This window comes from Bosea sp. 124, from assembly GCF_003046175.1.
In the GTDB taxonomy this organism is placed as follows: Bacteria; Pseudomonadota; Alphaproteobacteria; order Rhizobiales; family Beijerinckiaceae; genus Allobosea.
Genome location: NZ_PZZM01000001.1, coordinates 1,806,812 through 1,832,519 on the forward strand (window position 1 = coordinate 1,806,812; position 25,708 = coordinate 1,832,519).

Sequence of the window (25,708 nt, forward strand, 5' to 3'; positions counted from 1 at the left end):
TGAATGTCCTGCCAGCAATCTAATTCACAGGCTCGGCATGCGCCATCTTGCGGGCTGGTTTTGTCCCGGAGCCCGTCATGCCCGTCGCCCTCTATGCTCTCACCGTCGGTGCCTTCGGCATCGGCGTCACCGAATTCGTCATCATGGGCCTGCTGTTGCAGGTCTCGGCCGATCTCGGCATCAGCATCCCCGTCGCCGGCCTGCTGATGTCGGGTTATGCGCTCGGCGTCTTCGTCGGCGCACCGATCCTGACGATCGCGACCCGCTCGCTGCCGCGCAAGACGACGTTGCTGGTGCTGATGGCGATCTTCACGCTCGGCAACCTCGCCGCCGCGCTCAGCCCCAGCTTCGGCTGGCTGATGGCAGCGCGCATTGTCACGGCGCTGGCGCATGGCACCTTCTTCGGCGTCGGCTCCGTCGTGGCGACAGGCCTCGTCGCACCCGACCGCAAGGCGTCGGCCATCGCGCTGATGTTCACTGGGCTGACGCTCGCGACCCTGCTCGGCGTGCCCTTCGGCTCCTGGCTCGGCCTGGCCTATGGCTGGCGCGCGACCTTCTGGGCGGTCACAGGCATCGGCCTGCTCGCTCTCGCCATCCTCGCGATCTTCGTCCCGGCGGCGCGCGAGCGTGTCGTGCCCAGCCCGCTTTCGGAGGAGTTCCAGGTTCTCGCGCGGCCGCAGGTGCTGCTCGGGCTCGCCATGACGGTGCTCGGCTTTGGCGGCATCTTCGCGGTGTTCACCTATATCCAGCCGCTTCTGGTCGAGCTGGCCGGCTTCAGCGAGGCTGCGGTCTCGCCGATCCTGCTGGTCTTCGGTGCCGGGCTTGTCGTCGGCAACCTGCTCGGCGGGCGCTGGGCCGACCGCAGCCTGTCGCCGGCACTGATCGGCACGCTGGTGCTCCTGACGGCGGCCCTGCTCGGGGCGGGCTTCGCCTTCCACGACAGGATCGGTGCGGTGATTGCCGCCTTCGGGCTCGGCGCCGCGGCCTTCGCCACGGTCGCGCCGCTGCAGATGTGGGTGCTGCAGCAGGCCGGCGGCGCCGGCCAGGGCCTGGCGTCGAGCCTCAACATCGCCGCCTTCAACCTCGGCAACGCTTTTGGGGCCTGGCTTGGCGGCGTCGTGATCTCGCATGGGCCGGGCCTTGCCGGCATCGCGCCGATCGCGGCGCTGGTGCCGCTGGCCGCTCTTGGCCTGGCCTGGATCGCGCTCACGCTCGACCGGCGGACGACCCGCGCGCTCGCCGCCTGATCCCTCCACCGCTCGACAGGAGAACGACATGGGTCATCAGAACGACATGGACTATCGGCAGCTCGGTGCATCGGGGCTGAAAGTGCCCGCGCTCAGCTTCGGCTGCGGCACCTTCGGCGGAAAGGGGCCCCTGTTCGGCGCCTGGGGCGATACGGATGTCGCTCAGGCGAAGCGGCTGGTCGACATCTGCCTCGAGGCCGGCCTCACCTTGTTCGACACGGCCGACGTCTATTCGGACGGCGCCTCGGAGGAGATCCTCGGCGAGGCACTGGCGGGGCGGCGCAACACAGCGCTGATCTCGACCAAGCTCGGCCTGCCGATGGGCGAGGGCCCGTTGCAGGCCGGAACCTCGCGGCTGCGACTGATCGAGGGCGTCGAGGCCGCGCTGAAGCGGCTGCGGAGCGACCATATCGACCTGCTCCAGCTCCACGCCTTCGATGCCGGAACGCCGGTCGACGAGGTTCTGAAGGCGCTGGACGACCTCGTGAGCTCAGGCAAGCTGCGCTATGTCGGCGCCTCGAACTTCTCCGGCTGGCAGATGATGAAGTCGCTGGCTGCCTCGGAACGCCATGGCTGGCCACGCTATGTCGCGCATCAGGTCTATTATTCGCTGGTCGGCCGCGACTACGAATGGGAGCTGATGCCGCTCGGCCTCGACCAGAAGGTCGAGGCCGTGGTCTGGAGCCCGCTCGGCTGGGGACGGCTCACCGGCAAGATCCGCCGCGGCGCGGCGATGCCCGACAAGAGCCGCCTGCGCGACACCGCAGCCTTCGGGCCGCCGGTCGATGAGGACAGGCTCTATGCGATCGTCGATGTGCTCGACGAACTCGCGGTCGAGACCGGCCGCAGCGTACCGCAGATCGCGCTGAACTGGCTCCTGGCACGACCGACCGTGTCGAGCGTCATAATCGGCGCGCGCAACGAGGAGCAGTTACGCCAGAATCTCGGCGCCGTCGGCTGGAGCCTGACCACGGAGCAGATCGCGCGGCTCGAAGCGGCCAGTGCCGTGACGCCGGCCTATCCGCATTACCCCTATTGGCGCGAGGGCGGCTTCCGGCGGATCAACCCGCCGCCGGTGTGATCAGCGCGGCGCACGCTTCGCCAGAATGCGCTGGAGCGTGCGCCGGTGCATGCCGAGCCGCCGCGCCGTCTCTGACACATTGCGGTTGCAGAGTTCGTAGACGCGCTGGATGTGCTCCCAGCGCACCCGGTCGGCCGACATCGGGTTCTCGGGCGGCAGGGGGCGGGAATCCCGGGCGGCCGCGAGCGCGGCATGGATTTCGTCGGCATCGGCCGGCTTGGCGAGGAAATCGAAGGCGCCGAGCTTCACGGCGCTGACCGCGGTGGCGATGTTGCCGTAGCCGGTCAGGACAATGCCGCGCGCATCGGGGCGGCGTTCCTTCAATCTCGCGATGACGTCGAGGCCATTGCCGTCGCCGAGGCGCAGGTCGATCACGGCGAAGGCCGGAGCCTCCTCGTCGACCGCCGCAAGGCCAGCGCTGACGCTGTCGGCGATGCGAACGGAATAGCCCCGCCCCTCCATCGCGCGGGCGAGGCGGGTCAGGAAGGGCCTGTCGTCGTCGACCAGCAGCAGCGACATGTCCGCGGCCGGAATGGCCGGGGCCGTTTCGCTCAGCGTATCCTGCATCATCTTCTCCTCCGGCCGGGCCTGACCCGGCCGAATTGTAGCGCGGCTGCCGCCGCGGCGCATCCATCCATCAGCTAACCCCATGTGGGATCGGCAGTTCCCGGTTTGTAGCCCCGGACTGGGGCAGATCGGCCTCGAACGCCTCGCGCAGCCAGGTCATCCTCACGCTGGCCCCGCTGGCGGGCGCCGGCCGATTTGAAAACTCGATCGCCGCTCCACCCCGCTCGAGCAGGGTCTTGGCGATGAAAAGCCCGAGGCCGAGCCCGCCCCCCGCACGGCTCTCATTGGCGCCATGGGTGAGATAGGGATCGCCCGCCCGCAACAGCACGTCCGGCGGGAAACCCGGCCCGTCATCGGCAATGGTCAGCTTGACATAGGTAGCGTTCCATTCGGCCGTGATCGTCACGGTCGAGCGTGCGAAATCGACGGCATTGTCGACGATATTGCCCAGCCCGTAGATCATGCCGGGATTACGCCGGCAAACCGGCTCGGGCTTCTCGCCCGTCATCACGATTTCGAAAGGAACGCCGAAAGGACGCTGCGGCCCCGCCGCCTCCTCGATCAGCAGGCGCAGGGAGAGCTGGTCGAGCGGCCCGGCATCGTCGTCCTGCAGCGAGGCGAGCTTGCCGAGAATGCCCCGGCAGCGCTCGACCTGCTCGCGCAGCAGGGCGATGTCCTCGGCCATCTCGCCCTCGGCCGGGGCGAGCCGCGACAATTCGCGGGCGACGAGCGCGATGGTGGCGAGCGGCGTGCCGAGTTCATGGGCGGCCGCGGCGGCGAGCCCGTCCAACTGCGACAGGTGCTGTTCGCGCGCCAGGACGAGCTCGGTGGCGGCGAGGGCGTCCGACAGGTCGCGCGCCTCCTTGGCGACGCGCCAGGCATAGATGCCGGTGAAGCCCAGTCCGAGCACCAGCGCCACCCAGCTCCCCAACTGGTAGTAGGGCGGCAGGACCGGCCGGTCAGGCCCGGCCCAGGGCAGCGGCAGATAGACGACGCTGACCAGCGTCGCCAGCGCGATCGCGAGCCCGCCGAGCACCAGTGTCCGCCGCGGCGGCAGGGCCGTCGCCGAGATCATCACCGGGGCGAGCAACAGGATCGAGAACGGGTTCTGCAGACCGCCCGTGAGATAGAGCAGCGCCGCGAGCTGGATGATGTCGAAGGCCAGCAGCGCCGTCGCCGCCCCCGCATGCAGCCTGTGGCTCAGCGGAAAGCGGATACGCAAGGCGATGTTCAGCCAGGACGAGACCGCGATCGCGGTGAAGCACCAGCCGAAGGGCAACTGGAAACCGAGCCCGAAATGCACGCCGGCGACGGCCAGGCTCTGGCCGGCGATGGCGAGCCAGCGCAGCCGGACCAGAGTGTCGAGCCGGAGATGCCGGCTGGCACGACCGAGCGTCGGGGTCGAGACATCCGGGAAGGTCATCGGCGATCCCGGGTTATCACGACGCGGCCCGCATCGATGGCGCGGCAAGCGTCATGCGAGGCACTCCGGCGGGGCAATCATCTGTGGCAAATCGGCATTGGAGTGATTTCTTAGCCTTTTGCGGGATTGAATGAGAACAATTTAGGCATACGGTGCGTTGCTGCTGCGGCGCATCATCGAATGGTGCGCCGCCGGAAGGATCACAATCGCATGAACGGGGCCGCCATGTCGTTCGCCTACCATGCCTATGAAACGGTTCACATGATGCTCAGCCCCGCCAGGGGCATGTCCGATGCGATGCATCTGGCCTTCAGGAACCCGGCCAACCCGCTGAGCTATACACCGATGGGTCGCACCATCGCCGCCTCCTGCGAATTGTTCGAGCGCACCACGCGGCGCTACGGCAAGCCCGCCTTCGACCTGCCGCAGACGACGATCAACGGCGTCAAGGTTGCCGTCGAGGAGCGTGTCGTCTGGGAGCGCCCGTTCTGCCGGATGGTCTATTTCGACCGCAAGATCGAGGGCCGCCGCAAGCCGCAGCCCAAGGTTCTGCTGGTCGCGCCGATGTCGGGGCACTACGCGACGCTGCTGCGCGGCACCGTCGAGGCCTTTCTGCCCGGCCATGAAGTCTACATCACCGACTGGACCGATGCGCGCCTGGTGCCGCTCTCGGCCGGCGGTTTCGATCTCGACGACTATATCGACTACGTCATCGCGATGCTGCAGATGCTCGGCCCCGACACCCATGTCATGGCGGTCTGCCAGCCGGCAGTGCCGGTGCTCGCCGCCGCCGCGCGGATGGAGGCCGAGAACGACCCCTGCGCACCACGCTCGATGACGCTGATGGGCGGGCCGATCGACACGAGGCGCTCGCCGACCGAGGTCAACAAGCTCGCGATGGATCGCGGCATCGACTGGTTCCGCAACAATTGCATCACGAAGGTGCCGTTCCCGCATCAGGGCTTCTTCCGCCAGGTCTATCCGGGCTTCCTGCAGCTCTCGGGCTTCATGGCAATGAACCTCGACCGGCATGTCACCGCCCATTACGACATGTTCAAGCACCTGATCCGGGGCGACGGCGATTCCGCCGAAAAGCATCGCGACTTCTACGACGAGTACCTCGCGGTGATGGACCTGACCGCCGAGTTCTATCTCCAGACGGTCGAGACCGTCTTCGTCGAGCACGCCCTGCCGAAGGGCACGATGATGCATCGCGACAAGCCGGTCGACTGCAGCGCCATCCGCCGCATCGCTCTGATGACGGTCGAGGGCGAGAAGGACGACATTTCCGGCGTCGGCCAGACGCAGGCGGCCCATGACCTCTGCCCCAACATCCCCGACGACAAGCGGGCGCACTACCTGCAGTTGGGCGTCGGCCATTACGGCGTCTTCAACGGCTCGCGCTTCCGCTCCGAGATCGCACCGCGCATCTCGGATTTCATGGTCAGCCTGGACATGGAAGCGGCGAAGGCCCGCCGAGAGGCCGGCGCCAGCGAAGCCCGCAAGGGGCTGAAGATCGCAAGCTGAGAGGCGGTAGCCGAACCCGCCATCTTTCCTCAGAAAAGCGGCGCCATCCCGGGACGACCTGCGGTCGCCCATGGTGATGCCGCGTTTCAGCGCAACTCCCCGCAGCCTACCGGAAGAAGATCACGGTCTGCAGCAGGAAGAGCGGGATCAGGATCGCGCCCGACCAGAGCATGTAGCCGAAGAAGCTCGGCATCTTGACCTTCCGGTCCTTGGCGATGGCGTAGACCATGAAGTTCGGCGCGTTACCGATATAGGTGTTGGCGCCCATGAACACCGCACCGGCCGAGATGGCAGCCAGCGTCAACGCGCCCGTCGTCATCAGCTTCTGCGGATCGCCGCCCGCCAGCTCGAAGAAGACGAGATAGGTCGGGGCGTTGTCGAGGAACGACGACAGAATGCCGGTCAGCCAGAAATAGGCGACCGTGTTGTGGCCGCCGTCGGGATTGGTGACGAGGCCGACGAGGCCTGAGAAAGCGCCGTCCCGCCCGGCCTGCAACATCGCCAGCACGGGAATGATGCAGACGAAAATCCCGGCGAAGAGCTTGGCGACTTCGAGGATGGGGCCCCAGGTGAACTCGTTGCCGGCCCGCACGGGCTTCGGCGTCAGCTTGAGCGAAAGCCCGGCCAGCGCGAGCAGAAGAACATCGCGCACGACGTTCTGCAGCTCGACATGGGAGCCAGCGATGTCGAAGACGATGCCGGGCTTCCAGCTCGCGGACATCAGGATCGCCGCGATGACCCCGCCGAGCAGGGCGAAGTTGACCTTGCCATAGAGCTTGATGTCGCGGTCGGGCGTCGGGTCCTTCAGCGAGGGCATGCCCTCTTCCCTGCGGTAGAACCAGGTGTCGAGCGCGAAGAACAGCGCCAGCAGGATCGCGACGGCGAGGCCAGTCTCGGGCAGCAGATGCGTCGTCGTCCAGAAGAAGTTCACCCCGCGCAGGAAGCCGAGGAAGAGCGGCGGGTCGCCCAGCGGTGTCAGCGAGCCACCGATATTCGAGACCAGGAAGATGAAGAACACGACGACGTGGACATTGTGGCGCCGGTTGTCGTTGGCGCGCAGCACCGGGCGAATCATGATGATCGAAGCGCCGGTCGTGCCGACGAAGCTCGCCATCAGCGTGCCGATCGCCAGCAGGGCCGTGTTGGTCGCGGGCGTGCCGTGCAAGTTACCCATGATCAGGATGCCGCCGGCGATCGTGAAGAGCGCGAAGAGCAGGATGATGAAGGGGATGTATTCGAGCAGCGCGGTATGCGCGAGCGCGCCCAGCGCCGGCTCGAAGCCGCGCAGAACGACCAGCGGGACCAGCACGAGCGCCGACCAGAAGGCAGCGAACTTGCCGTAGTTCAACTCCCAGAAATGCGGGAACAGGATCGGCCCGAGCGCGATCGAGAGGAGCATGCCGGCAAAGGGCAAGGCCCAGAGGCCGCCCATCGAGGCACCGCCGATATCCCCGGCGGCGAGGGCCGCGCTCGACGTCAGACACAAAGCCACCACCGCGGCTACGCGCGACAGACCGGTCCTCAAAGCCATTCCCCGTCCCATTCTTCGCGTGGTTGTCGTGACTGTGCAGCGAGGCACGGTTATACGATGGCCATGAGGCCCGCAACCGCGCGACCCGCTGCGGTTGCCCGGTCGCGCGCCTGCCCAGCATTGTGCCGTCATTCATTCTGCGAGAATAATCTTCTCCGCACGGCGCCCCGCCGCTGCTGATTCGGACACCGTGCATGTGCCGTTTCCTCGCCTATTCCGGTGTGCCGGTCTTCCTCGAAGACCTGGTCGCGGCACCGTGCCATTCGCTGATCCACCAGTCGCTGCACGCGGCGGAGGCCAAGACGGGGACGAATGGCGACGGCTTTGGCGTCGGCTGGTATGGCGACCGGCAAGAGCCCGGCCAGTATCGCGAGGTCCGGCCAGCCTGGTCGGACGAAAACCTGCTCTCGATCGCCCGTCAGGTTCGCTCGCATCTGTTCTTCGCCCATGTCCGGGCCGCCACCGGCACGGCAACGACGCGGGCGAACTGTCACCCCTTCGCCCATGGCCGCCATCTCTTCATGCATAATGGCCAGATTGGCGGCTATGGCCTGATCCGGCGCCGGCTCGAGGCCCTGATCCCCGATTCGCTCTATGCGGCGCGGGTCGGCACAACCGATTCGGAGGCCTTGTTCCTACTCACGCTCGCCCGCATCGAGAGCGGGATGGCGCCGGGCATGGCGCTCGCGGCAGCGCTGGGCGATGCGCTGTCCCTGATGCAGCAAGCGGGCACAGGCGAGCCGCTGCGCTGCGCCGCCGCGCTCGCCGACGGCGACGCCATCCATGCCGTGCGCTGGTCCTCCGACGCGCGCCCGCCGAGCCTGTATCTCTGCCGTCGCAGCGACAGCGTCGTCGTCGCCTCGGAACCGATCGACGCCGCACGCGATTGCTGGCAGGCCCTGCCCTGCAACACGCTGGTCAGCATCCGGGCCGGCACGGTCGCGCAGACGCCGTTCGAGGTCGGGCTCGAGCAGGCCGCCTGACGACGCGTTATCGTCGCCACGCCCGTGACGAAGCCTGCCGGGGGGCGAAGCCTGCCGGGGCTGCCTGGTCGCATGCGGCGGGATCATCCGATTGGAGGACGCTGATTTGTCCGGCGCGGTGTTGAACCTCCCGGCGGCCTGCCGCGACAACTGAAGGGTCGCGGCCTCGCGGCCCGAACTTCGCCGCCCCGGTCTTCACACCTCCCAAAGGCTACCGGGGCGGCGATACTTCTTCTCGCTGCGGCAAGCCCGCCCGGCGGTGCATGCGGGTGATTCGCTCCCCCGCGCCGATGCCCAGGACAGCAGACGACAGTGCGATTCGCGCCGCATCGGAGTTCCGGGGCGCGCCATCGATTCAGGCCCGGGACGCTTTTGGGAGAAGGAGATCGTTCTTGGAAGGGAGGAGATGGTGGAGCCAGGCGGAATCGAACCGCCGACCTCTTGAATGCCATTCAAGCGCTCTCCCAACTGAGCTATGGCCCCACTCTCAGCCGGCTGACATGGGGGTCAGCCGGGTCATCTGGTCTCCGTGCCGCTCACCGCGAAGGTGAGGAAGAACCCGGAACCCGGTCGCCGCATCGGCGGCGCAGCGCTCTATAGGCGGGAGCGGCGGAAGACTCAAGCACCGATTGTCGCCGGATCGTCATTCTCTTGGGAGCCGCCCTGCGGACGCTCTCAGACGTCCTCGTCACCCTCGATATCGCCATCGATCAGGTCGGCGACGTCGTCGTCGCCTTCCTCGTCCTCCTCCAGGAAGGTGTCGTCATCGGGTGCGACATCGTCTTCGACCTCGATGTCGTCCTCGCTGGTGACGACCGCGTCCTTCTCCGCCGTCTCGGCATCGGCCTCGTCGAGCGAGACGAGCTCGACCGCGCTGTCGGCGGTCTCGGCCTCATCCTCGTCCTCATCGGGCTTGGCCGCGGCGGCTGCCGCTGCCGCTGCCGCCTTGGCCTGCGGCTCGAACATCGAGCGCGGAAAGGACTGTCCCGTGTAAGGCGAGACGATCGGGTCCTTGTTCAGGTCATAAAACTTGCGGCCCGTGGTCGGGCAAACGCGCTTCGTTCCAAGTTCCGGTTTCGCCACTGCGTCGGACCTTCAATCATTCATGTTCTGAAAAGCAGGCGCGTCCGTTAGTCGGGGCAGGCGGCCCTGTCAAATGCTCATTTCATGGCGACGCACCAGACGGCGAGGGCCGGGCGCGGTTTCGGGCGCCCCGCCGCATGAGCTTGCGCGACCACGCCGGACGTGACGCATGGCCGAGGAGCGTGCTAGGGCACGGCCTTCCCGATCGTCCAGCCGGCAGAAATCCAGTGGCCCACGCGCTAACTCCCGTCCCCGTCACCGCGCGCCGTTCCGGCCCGCTTCGCGGCAGCGTCCGCGTCCCCGGCGACAAGTCAATCTCGCACCGGGCCATGATCTTCGGGCTGCTCGCCATCGGCGAAACGAAGGTCAGCGGCCTGCTGGAGGGCGAGGATGTGATGCGTACGGCCGATGCGGCCCGGGCGCTGGGGGCGATCGTGCACCATGACGGGCCGGGCGAATGGCGGGTGCGGGGCGTCGGCGTCGGCGGCCTGCGCGAGCCTGCGGGCGTGCTCGATTTCGGCAATGCCGGCACCGGCTCGCGACTGATGATGGGCGTCTGCGGTGCGCATCCGATCACCACGACCTTCGATGGCGACGCCTCGCTGCGCAAGCGCCCGATGCGGCGCATCCTCGATCCGCTCGAGCAGATGGGGACGGTGATCGTCTCGCAGGAGGAAGGCGGGCGCGTGCCCTTGACCCTGCGCGGGCCGAAGGAGGCGCTGCCGATCACCTACCGCACGCCGGTCGCCTCGGCGCAGATCAAGTCGGCCGTGCTGCTCGCCGGGCTGGCAGCTCCCGGCGAGACCACCGTGATCGAGACTGAGGCGACACGCGACCATACCGAGAAGATGCTGGTCCATTTCGGCGCCGATGTCACAGTGACGCCCGAGGGCGCGCATGGCCGGCGGATCGTGCTGAAGGGCCAGCCCGAATTGCAGGCCGCGCCGATCGTGGTTCCGGCCGACCCGTCCTCGGCCGCCTTCCCGCTGGTCGCCGCGCTGATCGTGCCTGGCTCCGACATCCTGCTCGAAAGCGTGATGACCAACCCCCTGCGCAGCGGGCTCCTGACGACGCTGCGCGAGATGGGCGCGGACATCACGGTCGAGAGCGAGGCCAATGAAGGCGGCGAGGCGGTGGCGACGCTCAGGGTGCGCGCCTCGGCGCTGAAGGGCGTCGTCGTGCCGCCCGAACGTGCGCCCTCGATGATCGACGAGTATCCGGTGCTGGCGGTCGCAGCCTCCTTTGCGACGGGGACAACACGCATGCGGGGCTTGCAGGAACTGCGCGTCAAGGAATCGGATCGTCTGGCTGCCGTCGAGGCCGGGCTGAAGGCAGCCGGCGTCACCTGCGCGATCGAGGGCGACGACCTGGTCGTCGAGGGCAGTGGCGGCAAGGTCGCGGGCGGCGGCACCGCCGCGACGCATCTCGACCACCGCATCGCGATGAGCTTCCTCGTCATGGGACTGGCGACCGAGCAGCCGATGCAGGTGGATGACGGCGCCATGATCGCGACGAGCTTCCCCAGCTTCATCCCGCTGATGAACCGGCTCGGAGGCGAGATCGGATGAGCGGCATGCCAGCAGGGCTCGTCATCGCGGTGGATGGCCCCGCCGCATCGGGCAAGGGCACGCTGGCGCGGCGGCTCTCGGCACATTATCGGCTGCCCTATCTCGACACCGGCCTGCTCTACCGCATGGTCGCCCGCGCCATGCTCGATGCCGGCCACGACATCCGCGATGCGGCGGCGGCAGGCAGGCTGGTCTCGACCTTCGACGAGGATGCCTTTGCCGAGGACAGCCTGCGCGGCCGCGAGATCGGCGAGGCGGCTTCCGTCGTCGCGGCCATGCCGGCCGTGCGCAGCGGGCTGGTCGAGCGCCAGCGCCGCTTCGCCGCGCAGGCGGGGGGCGCCGTCCTCGACGGGCGCGACATCGGCACGGTGATCTGCCCGCAGGCCCAAGCCAAGCTCTTCGTTACCGCGACGCCCGAGGTGCGCGCGGCCCGACGCCACAGGGAACTGGCCGGGCGCGGCGAGACTGCCACTTTCGAAGGCATCCTGGCCGATATCCGCCGCCGCGACGCGCGCGACTCCGGCCGCAGCGACGCCCCTCTCCGGGCGGCCGAGGATTCCGTGATCCTCGATACCTCGGCTCTGACCGTCGAGGAAGCCGTCGCTGCCGCGATCGACATCGTCGAGCTGCGCCGGGCGGCATGGGCACCGGCCGCGCGAGCATCGTCGCCGCGATAATCGGCGGCACTGCCCAGCTTTCGCCCTTGGAACGAATCGAAAGCAGGCGCACACTTACCTTGCGACATGATGACGGAGGTGGCGATGCGGCGTTGGCTGTACGGTCTCTTGAGTCTGGCGGCAGCGGGTCTATGGACCGGCGCCGCCTCCAACGCCCAGCAGGCGGCAGGCCCGCCCGAGGAGGTCGACGTCGCGCTCGTGCTCGCGGTCGATGTGTCCTATTCGATGGATCTCGACGAGCTCGCCCTGCAGCGCAACGGCTATATCGAGGCCTTCCGCTCGCGACAGCTCCACGAGGCGATCGCCAAGGGCGCGATCGGCAAGATCGCCGTGACCTATTTCGAATGGGCCGGCGGCCATTTCCAGCACATCGTCAAGCCCTGGACGATCATCGATACGCCGCACTCCGCCATCGCCTTCGCGGAGGAACTGGGCGAGGCGCAGACGCGTCGCGGCCGCCGCACTTCGATCTCCGCCGCGATCGACCTCGCCGTCCAGTTGCTGGAACAGGCCAATGTCACGCCGCTGCGCAAGGTGATCGACGTCTCCGGCGACGGTGCCAACAATGACGGCCGCCCGGTGACCGTCGCGCGCGACGAGGCCGGCGCGAAGGGCATCTCCATCAACGGGCTGCCTGTGATGCTGAAGCAGGCGAGTTATTTCGACCTCGACAATCTCGACGTCTATTATCAGGATTGCGTCGTCACCGGCATCGGCGCCTTCGTGATCCCGATCCGCGAACGGCACCAGTTCGTCGATGCGACACGGACCAAGCTGGTCCGCGAGATCGCCGAGATGCCGCGCGACGGCGAGGCGACGGTCCAGAAGGCCCAGGCCAGCGGCGGCAACAATGCGACCTGCCTCGCCGGCGAGCGGCAATGGCGCGACCGGATGGGGAATTGAGGGGCCAAGCCCGCGCGACTCACGTCCCGCGGTATCTCAGGTCCTGCGGTATTCTAGGTCCCGCGGGGCTTGGCCCGCGTCGTCGGCGGCGCGGCGGCAGGATCGTCCGGCCAGGGATGGCGGGGGTAGCGGCCCTTCATCTCGGATTTCACCGCGGCCCATGAGCCGCGCCAGAAGCCCGGCAGGTCGCGGGTGATCTGGATCGGCCGGTGCCCGGGCGAGAGCAGTTCCAGCACCAGCGGCACCCGCCCGCCGGCGAGCGTCGGATGCTTCGAGAGCCCGAACAGTTCCTGCACCCGGACCGAGATCGTCGGGCCCGCTTCGGCGGCATAGTCTACCGCGAGGCTGGAGCCTGTCGGTGCGGTGAAATGGGTCGGCGCCTCGGCATCGAGGCGCCGCTTCATGTCCCAGGGCAGCAATTCGCCGAGCGCCGCATCGAGGTCGCCCGGCTCGATCGCGGCCAGCGCAGCACGCCCGAGAATGTGCGGCGCGAGCCAAAGCGCGGGCGCGGTTGCAAGGCCGCCATCCGACAGGTCCGGCCAGCCCTGCTCGGACTTGGCCCGCTGCAGGAAGCTGACGCGCTCGCGCAGTTGCCGCTGCGCCCGGGTCCAGGGCAGAAGTCCGATATCGAGAGCGCCGATACCCTCGGCCAAGATCTCGGCATTCGCGATCGAGCCCTCGGCCGGCAACGGCCGCTCCGACAGGGCAAGCGCGCCGTAGCGCCGCACCGCCCGGGTGCGCAGGGCGCGGGCGGTGCGGTCGAAGACCGTCTCGCTGCGCTCCTCGATCGCGAACGGCGCCAAGCCGTTGGCGACGAGCCGGGCGATATCGCCTTCAGCGAGCGCCGCCGCCGACAGGATGCGGGACTGCTGGGCGGCGCCGGTCATCTCGGCGACCACGATATAGGGTTCGCGCGCCAGCCGCTGCGTCGGCTCGAGCGTGGCCCCGCGGCCATTGGCGAGCAGGTATTGTCCCGAGCCGGGGCTGCGCGCTTTGGCGACACGGTCGGGATAGGCGAAGGCGAGCAGCACGCCGGGCGACAGCGTCTCCGCTCCCTTCTGCCGGCCTGCGGCGCGCTCGGCGGCGCGAGCCCAGCCCTCGGCCAGACGGCGCATATCGGCGGCGCGGCCACCCCGTTCCCGCTCGACGCGCTCCAGCCGTTCGGAGAGGTCGAGCGCATCGCCCCCAAGCCCGCGTTCGACCAGCAGAGCGGCCAGCATCGCAGCCGGCCCCGCCTCACCGAAACGCGCGGCGGCAACGACCATGCGGGCGAGACGTGGCGGCAGCGGCAGAAGCTGGAGCGTGCGCCCCTCCGGGGTGATCCGGCCATCGGCATCGAGCGCACCGATGCTCGCCAGAAGGCTGCGCGCCTCCTTCAGCGCCGGGGCGGGTGGCGGATCGAGGAAGGCGAGGCCCGTCGGATCGGACACGCCCCAGGCCGCGCAGTCGAGCAGCAGCGGAGCGAGATCGGCGGAGAGGATTTCCGGCCGCGCGAAGGCCTCGAGCGCGCCATTGCCGGCCTCCTCCCAGAGCCGATAGCAGATGCCGGGCTCGGTGCGGCCGGCACGGCCCCGACGCTGGTCACATGCCGCGCGGCTGGCGCGGCGCGTCTCCAGCCGGGTGACGCCGAGATCGGGCTCGTAGACCGGCACACGGGCGAGCCCCGAATCTATCACCACGCGCACGCCTTCAATGGTCAGCGAGGTTTCGGCGATGGCCGTCGCCAGCACGACCTTGCGGCGGCCAGGCGGCGCGGGCAGCACGGCGCGGTCCTGCTCGGCCTGGTCGAGAGCGCCGTAAAGGGGCGCGATCTCCACGCTTACGTCCCGGATGCGCTCGCGCAACCGCTCCTCGACCCGCCTGATCTCGCCCTGTCCCGGCAGGAAGACGAGTTGCGATCCGGCCTGCTCGTTCAGCGCCAGCAGCACGGCATCCGCAACCTGGTCCTCGATGCGCTTCAGCGGTTCGCGGCCGAGATAGCGCGTCTCGACAGGATAGGCCCGGCCCTGGCTCTCGACCACCGCCGCCTCGCCGAGCAGGCGCGCGACGCGGGCACCGTCAAGCGTCGCCGACATCACCAGAATGCGCAGGTCCTCGCGCAGGCCGGACTGTGCGTCGAGCGCCAGCGCCAGGCCGAAATCGGCGTCGAGCGAGCGCTCGTGGAACTCGTCGAACAGCACGGCGGCAACGCCTTCCAGCCCCGGATCGTCGAGGATCATCCGGGCGAAGACGCCCTCGGTCACGACCTCGATCCGCGTCTTCGGCCCGATCTTCGAACCGAGGCGGACGCGCAGGCCGACGGTCTCGCCGACACGCTCGCCCAGCGTCTGCGCCATCCGGTTCGCCGCCCCGCGCGCCGCCAACCGGCGCGGCTCCAGCACGATCAGCTTGCCGCCCTTCGTCCAGGGTTCGTCAAGCAGGGCCAGCGGCACGCGCGTGGTCTTGCCGGCGCCAGGCGGGGCGACGAGCACGGCATTGCTGCGCGCCCGGAGCGCGGCCGCGAGATCGCCGAGGACGGCGTCGATCGGGAGCGGGACGTCGAAGGCGCGCATCGCTAGAGCATGATGCCGAAACGTGGGAACCGGCATTCGGGCGACATCATGCTCTCACTCTCCGACCGCGTCGCGGATGTGGCGCAGCCAGCGCTCCCGCGCAACCCTCTCGCCAGCCCGCGCCCGTCATGCTAACCGCTCAGGCCATGACCGATCTCAAGACAGCCACCGGCCAGGCTCGTATCCAGGCCCGCTTCCAGGCTTGCGCGACCGAGGGCCGCGCCGCGCTCGTGACCTTCATCACGGCGGGCGACCCCGATTTCGGAACCGCCAGCGCGATCCTCGACGCGCTGCCCGGTGCCGGCGCCGACCTCATCGAACTCGGCGTGCCCTTCACCGATCCGATGGCCGACGGCATCCCGGTCCAGCTCGCCGGCCAGCGCGCGCTCAAGGGCGGCCAGACACTGAAGAAGACGCTGGCCATGGTCCAGGGCTTCCGTGCCGCCGGTCACGACACGCCGATCGTGCTGATGGGCTACTACAACCCGATCTACGCCTACGGCGTCGAACCTTTCCTGCGGGATGCGCGCGCGGCCGGTGTCGACGGCCTGATCGTCGTCGACCTGCCACCGGAGGAGGACAGCGAGCTCTGCCTGCCGGCGCTGGCCGCCGGGCTGAGCTTCATCCGCCTCGCCACGCCGACCACCGACGACAAGCGCCTGCCCAAGGTGCTGCAGAACACCTCCGGCTTCGTCTATTATGTCTCGATGACCGGCGTCACCGGCGGCGCGATCGCGAACTACGACGCGGTCGGCGAGGCCGTGGCGCGGATCAAGCGCCACACCAATCTCCCGGTCGCGGTCGGCTTCGGCGTCAAGACGGCACAGGACGCAGCCACCATCGCCAAGGGCGCTGACGGCGTCGTCGTGGGATCGGCCCTGGTCGACCGCGTACGGCTCTCACTGGACGCCGACGGCAAGGCCACGGAAAAGACGGTTTCGGCTGTCACCTCGCTCGTCGCAGAGCTCGCCGCGGGCATCCGCTCGGCCGCGAAGGTGGCGGCCTGAGGCCAAGCCCTCTCCCGCCATCGCGCCAGAATCGTCAGGGACCGATCCATGAACTGGATTTCCGAAGTCGTCCGGCCGCGCATCAAAACGCTGTTCAAGCGCGAGAGCCCGGAGAATCTCTGGATCAAATGCCCCGATTCCGGGCAGATGGTCTTTCACAAGGATGTCGAGGCCAATGGCTTCGTCATTCCCGGCTCCGACCACCATATGCGCGTCACCGCGCAGGACCGGCTGCGCCTGACCTTCGACGAGGGCAAGTGGCTCGACGTGCCGCTGCCCGAGGTCGCGACCGATCCGCTGAAGTTCCGCGACGAGAAGCGCTATATCGACCGGCTGAAGGACGCCCGCACCAAGACCGGCGCCACAGACGCCTTCAAGGTCGGCTATGGCCGGGTCAAAGGCTTCGCCCTCACCATCGCGGTGCAGGATTTCCACTTCATGGGCGGCTCGCTCGGCATGGCGGCCGGCGAGGCCTTCATCAAGGGCGCCAGGACCGCGCTTGAGAAAAAGACGCCCTATGTCGTCTTCGCGGCCTCGGGCGGCGCGCGCATGCAGGAGGGCATCCTGTCGCTGATGCAGCTCCCGCGCACGACCGTCGCCATCCGGATGCTGCGCAAGGCCGGCCTGCCCTATATCGTCGTGCTGACCAACCCGACGACCGGCGGCGTCACCGCCTCCTATGCCATGCTGGGCGACATCCAGATCGCCGAGCCCGGTGCGCTGATCGGCTTCGCCGGGCCGCGCGTGATCGAGCAGACCATCCGCGAGAAGTTGCCGGAAGGCTTCCAGCGGGCCGAATACCTCAAGGATCACGGCATGGTCGACATGGTGGTGCACCGGCACGACCTGCCCGAGACGCTGGCGCGGCTCGGCCGGCTCCTGACGAAGCAGCCGGCTCCGGCCAGCGAGCCCGCGCCCGCCTCGCCGCCGCAAGCCATCACCGAAGCCGTCTGACGCGACTGTCGGGATCATGGGTTCGTCCGACACGGTCCTGGCGCGTCTCCTGGCGCTGCATCCCAAGCTGATCGACCTCTCGCTCGGCCGCATCCTGACCCTGCTGGAGCGGCTCGGCGATCCGCAGAAGCGTCTGCCGCCGGTGATCCATGTCGCCGGCACCAATGGCAAGGGTTCGACGATCGCCTTCATGCGGGCGATCCTCGAAGCGGCCGGCCTCTCCGTCCATGTCTACACCTCGCCGCATCTCGTGCGCTTCCATGAGCGCATCCGGCTGGGCGCGCCGGGCGGGGGCCGCTTCGTCGACGAGACCGTGCTGGTCGAGGCGCTGGAGCGCTGCGAGCGGGCCAATGCCGGCGACCAGATCACGTTCTTCGAGATCACCACGGCGGTGGCCTTCCTGCTCTTCGCCGAGCACAAGGCCGATGTCGTGCTGCTCGAGGTCGGCCTCGGCGGGCGCTTCGACGCGACCAACATCATCGCGCACCCGGCCTGCACGGTGGTGACGCCGGTCTCGCTCGACCATTCCGAATATCTCGGCGACAGCGTCACCAAGATCGCGGGCGAAAAGGCCGGCATCTTCAAGCGCGGCGCGCCGGCGGTGATCGCTCCGCAGGAACCGGAGCCGACAGCGGTTCTGGAAGCGGCGGCGGAGCGTGTCGGTGCAGCGAAGATCCTGATCGGGGCCCAGGATTTCACCGTCCACGAGGCCGGCGGGCGGCTGGTCTATGAGGATGGCGACGGGCTGCTCGATCTGCCGCTGCCGCGCCTTGCCGGGCGCCATCAGCATGTCAATGCCGGCACCGCGATCGCTGCTTTGCGCGCCGCAGGCTATGGCGGTCTGCCGGCGCGCGTCTTCGAGCAGGGCATGCGCGATGCGGACTGGCCGGCGCGGCTGCAAAGGCTGGCGCGCGGCAGGCTCGCCGATCTCGTGCCGGGACGGGCCGAGCTCTGGCTCGACGGCGGGCACAACCCCGATGGCGGCCGCGTGCTGGCCCAGGCGATGGCCGATCTCGCCGACCGCAACCCGGCGCCGCTGGTAATGATCGCAGGCATGCTCTCGACCAAGGACGCGAAGGCGACGCTCAGCCATTTCAAGGGGCTGGCGCAGATGCTCTTCGCCGTGCCGATCCAGAACCAGCTCGTCGCCCGCCCGGCCGAGGAGGTCGCGGAACAGGCGCGCGCGGCCGGCATCGCGGCCGAAGTCGCCGGCTCGGTCGAGCAGGCCTTGCGCGAAATCGCGACGCGCGACTGGTCCGCGCCACCGCGCATCCTGATCTGCGGCTCGCTCTATCTCGCCGGCGAGGTGCTTCAAGCCAACGGCACGCTGCCGGCGTGACCGAGTTGCAATAGGGGCTCCTGATGGTGACGCATGCATTCGGACATGCCGGCCGGGAGATCCCCGCCATAGGCCAGGGCACGTGGTATATCGAGCAGGGCGAGCGACGCGAGGCGATCGCGGCCCTGCGGCGCGGGCTCGATCTCGGCCTTTGCCATATCGACACGGCCGAGATGTATGGCGACGGCCGCTCGGAAGCGATCATCGGCGAGGCCATCGCCGACCGGCGCAACGATGCCTTCCTGGTCTCGAAGGTGTTGCCGCATAATGCGTCGAAAAGCGGGACGCGCGCCGCCTGCGAGCGCTCGCTGCGTCATCTCAAGACCGACCGGCTCGACTGCTACCTGCTGCACTGGCGCGGACCGCATCCCCTGGCCGAGACGTTCGCCGCCTTCGAGGCGCTGAAGGCCGAGGGCAAGATTCTGTCCTGGGGCGTCAGCAATTTCGACGAGGACGATCTCGACGAAGCGCTGGCCGCCGCCGGGCCCGGCGCGATCGCCTGCAACCAGGTGCTCTACCATCTGCGCGAGCGCGCAATCGAGCATGCCGTCATTCCCTGGTGCGAGCGCCATGGCGTCGCCGTCACCGCCTACAGCCCGTTCGGGCATGATGATTTCCCGGCATCGGGCAGCGCCGGCGGGCGGGTCCTGGCCGAGATCGCGGCCGCGCATGGCGCCACCGCCCGACAGGTCGCGCTCGCCTTCCTGACACGCCGGCCAAGCGTCTTCGCGATACCCAAGGCAGGCAAGGTTCCCCATGTCGAGGACAATGCAGGTGCGCTGCGGTTCGTTCTGACGGAAGGCGACCTCGCTCGCATCGAGACGGCCTTCCCGCGCGGACGCAAGCCGCACGCGCTGCCGATGCTTTAGGCAGGGCGGGTCTCGGGGCATTCGCTGGCACGGCCCGTGCTTCGGCGCAGGCTTCCGTCGCCTGGAGTCCGCCCGTGCATCGCCGCCAGTTCCTCAAGTCCTCCGCCGCAGCCTCGGCCCTGATCGCGGCGCCAAGCCTCGCGCTCGGCCAGGGCAACAACGTGCTGCGTTTCGTGCCCTATGCCGATGTCGCGATCATCGATCCGATCTGGACGACGGCCTATGCGACGCGGACCCATGCGCTGCTCGTCTTCGACACACTGTTCGGCCTCGACGAGAACCTCCAGCCGCAGCCGCAGATGGTCGAGGGCCATGTCGTCGAGGATGACGGCAAGCGCTGGACGATGACGCTGCGGCCCGGCCTCGTCTTCCATGACGGGACCAAGGTGCTGGCGCGCGACTGTGTCGCGAGCCTCAAGCGCTGGGGTGTGCGCGACGCCTTCGGCCAGGCGGTGATGGCGGCGACCGACGAGATCACCGCGCCTGACGACCGCACCATCGTCTTCCGGCTGAAACGGCCCTTCCCCCTGCTGGCGCATGCGCTGGCGCGGCCGAGCTCGCTGATCCCGGTGATCATGCCGGAGCGGCTGGCGATGACCGATCCGTTCAAGCAGGTGCCCGAAGCGATCGGCAGCGGCCCGTTCAGCTATGTCTTGGGCGAGCGCGTTCCCGGAGCCAGGCACATCTATGCCCGCCATGCTGCCTACGTCCCGCGCGAGGGCACGCCGAGCTTCACGGCGGGCGCCCGTACGGCGCATTTCGACCGGGTCGAGTTCCAGGTGATCCCGGATGCCGCGACCGCGGCGGCGGCCCTGCAATCGGGCGCTGTCGACTGGGTCGAGCAGCCGCTGATAGACCTTTTGCCGGTCCTGAAGGCCAATCGCGACATCGTCGTCGAGATCAAGGACCCGTTCGGCTGGTGCGGCCAGGTCCGCCTCAACCACACGCAGCCGCCCTTCGACAACCCGGCGATCCGCCGCGTCATCCTGAAGGGGTTGAACCAGTCGGAATGCATGCAGGCCGTCGCCGGTGCGGATAATTCGCTCTGGAAGGACCGGACCGGCTTCTTCGGCGCCGTCTCCAACATGGCGACGGAGGCAGGCCTCGAAGCGATCGGCTCGTCCACCGACTATGCCGCGCTCAGGAAGGAACTGATCGAGGCCGGCTACAAGGGCGAGCGCGTCGTGTTCCTGTCGGGGCAGGATGTCGCCCGCATCAGCGCCGTCTGCGAGGTCGCGGCCGAGATGATGCGAAAGATCGGCATGAACGTCGATTTCGTGCCGGCCGACTGGGGCACCGTGATCCAGCGCATCGCCAAGCGCGGCCCGGTCGAGGAGGGCGGCTGGAGCTGCTACGTCACCTACTGGTCCGGCCTCGACCTGGCGACGCCCGCGACCAACACGCCGCTGCGCGCCAATGGCGCCAAGGGCGCGACGGGCTGGCCCGATAGCCCCGCGATCGAGGCGCTGCGCGACAAATGGCTGACGGCGGCCGATCTCGGCGAGCAGAAGACGATCGCGCGCGATCTCCAGCTCCAGGCGCTGAAGGACGTGCCCTTCGTCCCGGCCGGGCAGTATTTCCAGCCGGTCGCCTACCGAAAGAACCTGACCGGGATGCTCAAGGGCGTGCCGGTCTTCACCAATATCCGCAAGGTCTGAGGCGGGATGGGGTGCGGCGGTGGGCCGGCTCAGGCGGCGCGCGACAGACGCTCCAGCGCGGCGCCCGGATCGATGCGCCCGTCATAGAGGGCGCGGCCGGTGATGGCGCCTTCGAGGATCGCGGCATCGGGCGCCATCAGGCGCTCGATGTCGGCCATCGAGGCGAGGCCTCCCGAGGCGATGACGGGAATGGTCAGCGCCTTGGCGAGCGCGATCGTGCCGTCCCAGTTGATGCCCTGCAGCATGCCGTCGCGGGCGATGTCGGTGTAGACGATCGCGGCCACGCCGGCATCCTCGAAGCGCCGGCCGAGATCGTCGGCGGCCAGCGCCGAGGTCTCGGCCCAGCCCTCGACAGCAACGAAACCGTCGCGTGCGTCGATGCCGACGGCGACCTGCCCGGGAAAGGCCTTGGCCGCCTCGCGCACGAAGGCGGGATCGCGCACCGCCGCCGTGCCGATGATGACGCGGCGGATGCCCTTGGACAGCCAGCCCTCGACCGTCTTCATGTCGCGGATGCCACCGCCGAGCTGCACCGGAAACGCGACCCGCTTCAGGATGCCCTCGACGGCCGCCGCGTTCATCGGCTTGCCGGCAAAGGCGCCGTCGAGATCGACGACATGCAGCCACTGGAAACCCTGGTGCTCGAAATCGGCCGCCTGCGCTGCGGGGTCGTCGTTGAAGACCGTCGCCTGGTCCATGTCGCCCTGCTTGAGGCGCACGCACTGGCCGTTCTTGAGATCGATGGCGGGGAAGAGGATCACGGTTTCCACCCGAGGAAGTTGGCGATCAGCTTCAACCCGAGCTTCTGGCTTTTCTCGGGGTGGAATTGCGTACCGGCGATGTTGTCGCGCCCGACCATCGCCGTGACGGGTCCGCCATGGTCGGTGACGGCAACCACGTCACCCGGGTTCGCGGCCGCCAGCGAATAGGAATGGACAAAGTAGGCGTGCAGGCCGTCCGGCCCGGTCTCGATGCCGTCGAGCAAGGCGTGGTCGTTCTGTTTTTGCAGGGTGTTCCAGCCCATATGCGGGATCTTGAGCCCCTCGCCTTCGGGCACGATCAACGTGACATCGCCGGGAATCCAGCCAAGACCCTGCGTCACGGTGTATTCGAGCCCGCGCGAGGCCAGGAGCTGCATGCCGACGCAGATGCCGAGAAAGGGCCGGCCCTTGGCCCGGACGACCTCCTCCAGCACCTCGACCATACCCGGCACGGCATCGAGGCCACGCCGACAATCGGCGAAGGCGCCGACGCCGGGCAGTACGATCCGGTCGGCAGCGCGAACCTCGTCTGGGTCGCTGGTGACGCGGATCGTCGAGGCGATCCCGGATTCGGCTGCGGCGCGCTCGAAGGCCTTGGCCGCGGAGTGCAGATTGCCCGAGCCGTAGTCGATGATGACGACCGACTGGCTCATCGCCCCCGCGCCTCGGGAAAGAGCCCGATGATCGGAACCGGCCCGGCCGGCTGCGGACGGGCGGCAGGCGGCACCGGCAGGCGCGGCGGCGCGGCCTCGCCGGCCAGTGCGCGCTCGAAATAGCGGCGCTCCGCCTCGGGCAGGTCTCGGGCCTCGACGACATCCGCCAGGCGCCAGCCCTGGCGCGCGAGCTTGCGGGCGACGAGGTTCGGCCCCTCCAGCCCAAGGAACAGGGCGATCGCCCAATGCGAGATCAGCAAGGCGCCGCGGGTCAAGCCGAACTGGCTGCTCGCATAGAACAGCGCGCCCCAGAGCAGGGCATAGACCAGCGTCGCCAGCCAGAGCCGCTTGCCGAGCAGCCAGAGCCCGCCGAGGAAGAAAGCCGGCCAAGCGAAGGTCTCGGGCAGAAGCCGGGCCTGCTCGATCTCGTCACGCGCGCCGCCGGAACCGGGCGGCGGGATCATCACCGTATAGAATGCCATGATCCGATCCCTTCAGAGTGCGCCCTTGGTCGAGGGCACGCGGCCGCCCTCGCGCGGATCGACCTCGAGGGCCTGCCGCAGCGCGCGTGCCAGCCCCTTGAAACAGCTCTCGGCGATATGATGGGCATTGTCGCCATAGAGCGTCTCGACATGGAGCGTGATGCCGGCATTCATGGCGAAGGCCTGGAAGAACTCGCGCACCAGCTCGGTGTCGAAGGTGCCAATCTTTTGCGCCTCGAAGCGTGTGCGGAAGACCAGGAACGGCCGGCCGGACACATCGACGGCGACGCGCGTCAGCGTCTCGTCCATCGGCAGATGGACATCGGCATAGCGGCGGATGCCCTTCTTGTCGCCGAGCGCGGCCTTGAGCGCCTCGCCAAGCGCAATGCCGGTGTCCTCTACCGAGTGGTGGTCGTCGATCTGCGTGTCGCCCTTCACTTTGACGGTGAGGTCGATCAGCGAATGGCGGGCGAAGAGGTCGAGCATATGGTCGAAGAAGCCGACGCCCGACGAAATCTCGGCCTTGCCGGTACCGTCGAGCATGAGGGAGACCGCGATGTCGGTCTCGTTGGTGCGGCGCTTCACTTCGCCCGAACGCATGTTGGCCTCTGTTTCCTTGCGAAAAACCGGCCTCGCTTTAGCAGGCAGCGGCGGCGAAGGCCATGGCTCGCGACCGCGTTGAGAACCGCGCCGTCATGCTCGCCCTCGTGGCGAGCATCCACGTCTCGAACGCAGGTCCCGACCAGCGAAGACGTGGATGGTCGGGACAAGCCCGACCATGACGGAGGAGGTCGCCCTGCCGAAGAGTGACCCTCAGACCGCAGCCAAGGCCTGCGCCAGGTCGGCGACGAGGTCGTCGGCGTGTTCGAGGCCGATCGAGAGCCGGATCAACCCCTCGCCGATGCCCATGCTGGCGCGGATCTCCGGGCTGAAGCGCTGATGCGTCGTCGTCGCGGGATGGACGATCAGGCTCTTGGCATCGCCGAGATTGTTGGAGATGCGGATCAGCTTCAACCCGTTCAGGAAGCGGAAGGCGCCGGCCTTGCCGCCGGCGACCTCGAAGGCGATCAGCGTCGAGGGGCCGGTCATCTGGCGGGCGATGATCTCCGCCTGCGGATGGGATTTCAGGCCGGGGAAGATCACCTTGGGAAGCTGCGGCTGGGCCGTGAGCCAGTCGGCGACGATCGCAGCGTTCTCGGCCTGCTTGCGCACGCGCAGCGGCAGGGTCTCCAGCGCCTTCAGCATGACCCAGGCGTTGAAGGGCGAGATCGCCGGGCCGGTCTGGCGCAGGAAGGTCTGCACATGCGTCTCGATGAAATGCTGCGAGCCCAGGATCAGCCCGCCAAGACAGCGGCCCTGCCCGTCGATGTGCTTGGTCGCGGAGTAGACGACGCAATCGGCGCCCAGTTCGAGCGGACGCTGGAAGAGCGGCGTGGCGAAGACGTTGTCGACCACGAGCGTCGCACCGACCTCCTTGGCCAGCGCGGCGACGGCAGCGATATCGATGACCTCCAGCGTCGGGTTGGACGGGCTTTCGAGGAAGAACACCTTGGTCTGCGGCGTCACGGCCCGGCGCCAGGCATCAATGTCGGTGCCGTCGACCAGTGTCGAGGTCACGCCGTAGCGCGGCAGATGCTCCTCGACGACATAGCGGCAGGAGCCGAACAGGGCCTGCGCGGCGACGACGTGGTCGCCCTCGCGCACCTGCCCCATGACAGCGGCGGTGACGGCGGCCATGCCGGTCGCGGTGGCGCGGCAGGCCTCGGCACCCTCGAAGGCGGCCATGCGGGCCTCCAGCATGGCGACGGTCGGGTTCGAGAAGCGGGCATACTGGAAGCCCGGATCCTTGTTCAGGAAGCGTGCCTCGGCCTGCTCGGCGCTGTCATAGACATGGCCCTGCGTCAGGAAGAGCGCCTCAGAGGTCTCGCCGAACTGCGACCGCAAGGTGCCGGCATGGACGAGCCGCGTCTCGGGATGAAGGCTGGCTGCGCCGCCGTCCGATGCCGACATGATGAAAACTCCAAAACGTTCGATATAACGAACTTCCGAGGTATCATCCTGCATCGCGTTCGTAAAGAAGAACAGGCTTCTCCCAGCGTTGGAGACAGCAACAGCCTATGTCCGCGCGAGCGGCGTCAGGAAACCGGTCAGGTCGGAGGTGACATGGTGAACGTGGCCGGCCTCGACGGCGGCCTGCTCCCAGGCCTCGCGGAATGGGTCCGGCGTCTGCGGGATGATTAGCACCGTCTTCATGCCGAGTGCGCTCGGGACGAGAAGGTTCTTCTCGATATCCTCGAACATCGCCGCCCGACCGGGATCGACCGCATGTTTGGCGAGAAACAGCTCATAGGTCGAGCGCTCGGGCTTCGGCATGAAACCGGCCGCGACGATATCGAAGACGTCCTCGAAATGCTGAAGGATGCCGAGCTTGCCAGCGACGTTACGGGCATGGCCGACCGAGCCATTGGTGAGGATCAGCTTGCGCCCAGGCAGTGCCGCGATCGCCGCGCCCAGCGCCGGGTCGGGCTCGAGCAGGCTGAGGTCGATGTCGTGGGCGAAGTCGAGAAAGTCGTCGGGCTCGACGCCGTGCTCGGTCATCAGCCCGTTCAGCGTCGTTCCGTAGCGGTGATAGTAATAGTTCCGGAGCGCGTGCGCGGAGAGGCCGTCGAGCCCGAACAGCTCCTGCAGGAACAGGGTGATGCGCTGGTTGACCTGCGGCCAGACCTGGCTCTCATGCGAATAGAGCGTGTTGTCGAGGTCGAACACCCAGTGATCGACATGCGCGAAGGCCTCCGCCTGCAGCGGCGGCACGGAAACGGGAATGGGGGCGTGCGTGTTCATGG

General features: G+C 68.3%; 23 protein-coding genes and 1 tRNA gene. 12 read left to right on the forward strand and 12 right to left on the reverse strand.

Translation table 11 applies throughout. The features are described 5' to 3' along the window. The first annotated feature begins 77 nt into the window (after window positions 1–77). Complete coding sequence (locus C8D03_RS08435) at window positions 78–1,247, forward strand: MFS transporter (protein ID WP_108045863.1); 1,170 nt, start codon at window positions 78–80, stop codon at window positions 1,245–1,247. Between the two features lie 46 nt (window positions 1,248–1,293). After that, window positions 1,294–2,328, forward strand: coding sequence for an aldo/keto reductase (locus tag C8D03_RS08440; RefSeq protein WP_108051390.1), 1,035 nt, complete (start codon window positions 1,294–1,296; stop codon window positions 2,326–2,328). Here the strand turns inward: C8D03_RS08440 and C8D03_RS08445 are convergent, their stop codons facing one another. Next, window positions 2,329–2,895 carry an ActR/PrrA/RegA family redox response regulator transcription factor gene (locus C8D03_RS08445; protein WP_146170293.1) on the reverse strand — a complete coding sequence of 189 codons (567 nt, stop codon included), beginning with the start codon at window positions 2,893–2,895 and terminating at the stop codon, window positions 2,329–2,331. A gap of 70 nt (window positions 2,896–2,965) precedes the next feature. Further along, entirely contained in the window at window positions 2,966–4,318 is a 1,353-nt protein-coding gene (locus C8D03_RS08450) for an ActS/PrrB/RegB family redox-sensitive histidine kinase (RefSeq protein WP_108045865.1), read from the reverse strand. Between the two features lie 225 nt (window positions 4,319–4,543). Between C8D03_RS08450 and C8D03_RS08455 the strand changes: the two genes are divergently transcribed. Further along, on the forward strand, window positions 4,544–5,845 hold the full coding sequence (locus tag C8D03_RS08455; RefSeq protein WP_108051392.1) for a polyhydroxyalkanoate depolymerase: 1,302 nt from the start codon (window positions 4,544–4,546) through the stop codon (window positions 5,843–5,845). 106 nt (window positions 5,846–5,951) lie between these two features. Here the strand turns inward: C8D03_RS08455 and C8D03_RS08460 are convergent, their stop codons facing one another. Continuing rightward, complete coding sequence (locus tag C8D03_RS08460) at window positions 5,952–7,376, reverse strand: sodium:proton antiporter (RefSeq protein ID WP_181300797.1); 1,425 nt, start codon at window positions 7,374–7,376, stop codon at window positions 5,952–5,954. 194 nt (window positions 7,377–7,570) lie between these two features. Here C8D03_RS08460 and C8D03_RS08465 point away from each other — a divergent pair, with 194 nt between their 5' ends. Beyond that, window positions 7,571–8,359, forward strand: a complete 789-nt coding sequence (locus tag C8D03_RS08465; protein WP_108045866.1) for a class II glutamine amidotransferase — start codon at window positions 7,571–7,573, stop codon at window positions 8,357–8,359. 407 nt (window positions 8,360–8,766) lie between these two features. Here C8D03_RS08465 and C8D03_RS08470 read toward each other — a convergent pair. Together C8D03_RS08470 and C8D03_RS08475 are read right to left on the reverse strand one after the other, a co-directional pair. After that, window positions 8,767–8,842, reverse strand: a tRNA-Ala gene (locus C8D03_RS08470). A gap of 192 nt (window positions 8,843–9,034) precedes the next feature. Then, entirely contained in the window at window positions 9,035–9,442 is a 408-nt protein-coding gene (locus C8D03_RS08475; protein ID WP_108045867.1) for a TIGR02300 family protein, read from the reverse strand. Window positions 9,443–9,669: 227 nt separating this feature from the next. Between C8D03_RS08475 and aroA the strand changes: the two genes are divergently transcribed. The 3 genes from aroA (at window position 9,670) to C8D03_RS08490 (ending at window position 12,590) form a co-directional block, all read left to right on the forward strand. After that, window positions 9,670–11,010, forward strand: a complete 1,341-nt coding sequence (gene aroA / locus C8D03_RS08480) for a 3-phosphoshikimate 1-carboxyvinyltransferase (protein WP_108045868.1) — start codon at window positions 9,670–9,672, stop codon at window positions 11,008–11,010. After that, entirely contained in the window at window positions 11,007–11,687 is a 681-nt protein-coding gene (gene cmk, locus C8D03_RS08485) for a (d)CMP kinase (RefSeq protein ID WP_108045869.1), read from the forward strand. Before aroA ends, cmk begins: the two co-directional genes overlap by 4 nt. Before the next feature lie 84 nt (window positions 11,688–11,771). Continuing rightward, window positions 11,772–12,590 carry a DUF1194 domain-containing protein gene (locus C8D03_RS08490; protein WP_108051394.1) on the forward strand — a complete coding sequence of 273 codons (819 nt, stop codon included), beginning with the start codon at window positions 11,772–11,774 and terminating at the stop codon, window positions 12,588–12,590. 53 nt (window positions 12,591–12,643) lie between these two features. Here the strand turns inward: C8D03_RS08490 and hrpB are convergent, their stop codons facing one another. Beyond that, on the reverse strand, window positions 12,644–15,142 hold the full coding sequence (gene hrpB, locus C8D03_RS08495) for an ATP-dependent helicase HrpB (protein ID WP_108045870.1): 2,499 nt from the start codon (window positions 15,140–15,142) through the stop codon (window positions 12,644–12,646). A gap of 146 nt (window positions 15,143–15,288) precedes the next feature. On the opposite strand from hrpB, the gene trpA reads away from it, so the two are divergent. From trpA to C8D03_RS08520, 5 genes are all read left to right on the forward strand, one after another. Beyond that, window positions 15,289–16,149 carry a tryptophan synthase subunit alpha gene (trpA, locus tag C8D03_RS08500; protein WP_108045871.1) on the forward strand — a complete coding sequence of 287 codons (861 nt, stop codon included), beginning with the start codon at window positions 15,289–15,291 and terminating at the stop codon, window positions 16,147–16,149. Between the two features lie 48 nt (window positions 16,150–16,197). Next, window positions 16,198–17,103, forward strand: a complete 906-nt coding sequence (gene accD, locus C8D03_RS08505; protein WP_108045872.1) for an acetyl-CoA carboxylase, carboxyltransferase subunit beta — start codon at window positions 16,198–16,200, stop codon at window positions 17,101–17,103. Window positions 17,104–17,119: 16 nt separating this feature from the next. Continuing rightward, a complete protein-coding gene (locus C8D03_RS08510; protein WP_108045873.1) occupies window positions 17,120–18,442 on the forward strand; it encodes a bifunctional folylpolyglutamate synthase/dihydrofolate synthase in 1,323 nt (440 codons plus the stop codon). 23 nt (window positions 18,443–18,465) lie between these two features. After that, entirely contained in the window at window positions 18,466–19,311 is an 846-nt protein-coding gene (locus C8D03_RS08515; RefSeq protein WP_108045874.1) for an aldo/keto reductase, read from the forward strand. 74 nt (window positions 19,312–19,385) lie between these two features. Beyond that, entirely contained in the window at window positions 19,386–20,969 is a 1,584-nt protein-coding gene (locus C8D03_RS08520) for an ABC transporter substrate-binding protein (protein WP_108045875.1), read from the forward strand. Window positions 20,970–20,998: 29 nt separating this feature from the next. Here C8D03_RS08520 and hisA read toward each other — a convergent pair whose 3' ends face one another. The 6 genes from hisA to C8D03_RS08550 all read right to left on the reverse strand — a co-directional run bounded on the left by hisA (window position 20,999) and on the right by C8D03_RS08550 (window position 25,706). Further along, complete coding sequence (gene hisA / locus C8D03_RS08525) at window positions 20,999–21,739, reverse strand: 1-(5-phosphoribosyl)-5-[(5-phosphoribosylamino)methylideneamino]imidazole-4-carboxamide isomerase (RefSeq protein ID WP_181300798.1); 741 nt, start codon at window positions 21,737–21,739, stop codon at window positions 20,999–21,001. Then, window positions 21,727–22,383, reverse strand: a complete 657-nt coding sequence (hisH, locus tag C8D03_RS08530; protein ID WP_108045876.1) for an imidazole glycerol phosphate synthase subunit HisH — start codon at window positions 22,381–22,383, stop codon at window positions 21,727–21,729. Before hisH ends, hisA begins: the two co-directional genes overlap by 13 nt. Continuing rightward, window positions 22,380–22,865, reverse strand: a complete 486-nt coding sequence (locus C8D03_RS08535; protein ID WP_108045877.1) for a DUF2628 domain-containing protein — start codon at window positions 22,863–22,865, stop codon at window positions 22,380–22,382. Before C8D03_RS08535 ends, hisH begins: the two co-directional genes overlap by 4 nt. Before the next feature lie 12 nt (window positions 22,866–22,877). Continuing rightward, entirely contained in the window at window positions 22,878–23,465 is a 588-nt protein-coding gene (gene hisB / locus C8D03_RS08540; protein ID WP_108045878.1) for an imidazoleglycerol-phosphate dehydratase HisB, read from the reverse strand. A 213-nt stretch (window positions 23,466–23,678) separates the two neighbouring features. Next, window positions 23,679–24,875 (reverse strand): O-succinylhomoserine sulfhydrylase, encoded by a 1,197-nt coding sequence (locus C8D03_RS08545; protein ID WP_108051398.1) that lies wholly within the window; start codon window positions 24,873–24,875, stop codon window positions 23,679–23,681. 105 nt (window positions 24,876–24,980) lie between these two features. After that, window positions 24,981–25,706: a pyrimidine 5'-nucleotidase gene (locus C8D03_RS08550; protein ID WP_108045879.1), complete on the reverse strand. Its 726-nt coding sequence runs from the start codon at window positions 25,704–25,706 to the stop codon at window positions 24,981–24,983. Between the last annotated feature and the right edge of the window lie 2 nt (window positions 25,707–25,708).

Excerpts from the sequence above, each read along its gene's own strand:
- C8D03_RS08515 (WP_108045874.1), top strand. The coding sequence starts at position 18,466 with ATGGTGACGCATGCATTCGGACATGCCGGCCGGGAGATCCCCGCCATA.
- C8D03_RS08445 (WP_146170293.1), bottom strand. The coding sequence starts at position 2,895 with ATGCAGGATACGCTGAGCGAAACGGCCCCGGCCATTCCGGCCGCGGAC.
- C8D03_RS08535 (WP_108045877.1), bottom strand. The coding sequence starts at position 22,865 with ATGGCATTCTATACGGTGATGATCCCGCCGCCCGGTTCCGGCGGCGCG.
- C8D03_RS08465 (WP_108045866.1), top strand. The coding sequence starts at position 7,571 with ATGTGCCGTTTCCTCGCCTATTCCGGTGTGCCGGTCTTCCTCGAAGAC.
- C8D03_RS08510 (WP_108045873.1), top strand. The coding sequence starts at position 17,120 with ATGGGTTCGTCCGACACGGTCCTGGCGCGTCTCCTGGCGCTGCATCCC.
- C8D03_RS08440 (WP_108051390.1), top strand. The coding sequence starts at position 1,294 with ATGGACTATCGGCAGCTCGGTGCATCGGGGCTGAAAGTGCCCGCGCTC.
- trpA (WP_108045871.1), top strand. The coding sequence starts at position 15,289 with ATGACCGATCTCAAGACAGCCACCGGCCAGGCTCGTATCCAGGCCCGC.
- C8D03_RS08545 (WP_108051398.1), bottom strand. The coding sequence starts at position 24,875 with ATGTCGGCATCGGACGGCGGCGCAGCCAGCCTTCATCCCGAGACGCGG.
- C8D03_RS08460 (WP_181300797.1), bottom strand. The coding sequence starts at position 7,376 with ATGGCTTTGAGGACCGGTCTGTCGCGCGTAGCCGCGGTGGTGGCTTTG.
- accD (WP_108045872.1), top strand. The coding sequence starts at position 16,198 with ATGAACTGGATTTCCGAAGTCGTCCGGCCGCGCATCAAAACGCTGTTC.
- C8D03_RS08490 (WP_108051394.1), top strand. The coding sequence starts at position 11,772 with ATGCGGCGTTGGCTGTACGGTCTCTTGAGTCTGGCGGCAGCGGGTCTA.
- C8D03_RS08550 (WP_108045879.1), bottom strand. The coding sequence starts at position 25,706 with ATGAACACGCACGCCCCCATTCCCGTTTCCGTGCCGCCGCTGCAGGCG.
- C8D03_RS08450 (WP_108045865.1), bottom strand. The coding sequence starts at position 4,318 with ATGACCTTCCCGGATGTCTCGACCCCGACGCTCGGTCGTGCCAGCCGG.
- hrpB (WP_108045870.1), bottom strand. The coding sequence starts at position 15,142 with ATGCGCGCCTTCGACGTCCCGCTCCCGATCGACGCCGTCCTCGGCGAT.
- C8D03_RS08435 (WP_108045863.1), top strand. The coding sequence starts at position 78 with ATGCCCGTCGCCCTCTATGCTCTCACCGTCGGTGCCTTCGGCATCGGC.
- hisH (WP_108045876.1), bottom strand. The coding sequence starts at position 22,383 with ATGAGCCAGTCGGTCGTCATCATCGACTACGGCTCGGGCAATCTGCAC.
- hisB (WP_108045878.1), bottom strand. The coding sequence starts at position 23,465 with ATGCGTTCGGGCGAAGTGAAGCGCCGCACCAACGAGACCGACATCGCG.
- C8D03_RS08455 (WP_108051392.1), top strand. The coding sequence starts at position 4,544 with ATGTCGTTCGCCTACCATGCCTATGAAACGGTTCACATGATGCTCAGC.
- cmk (WP_108045869.1), top strand. The coding sequence starts at position 11,007 with ATGAGCGGCATGCCAGCAGGGCTCGTCATCGCGGTGGATGGCCCCGCC.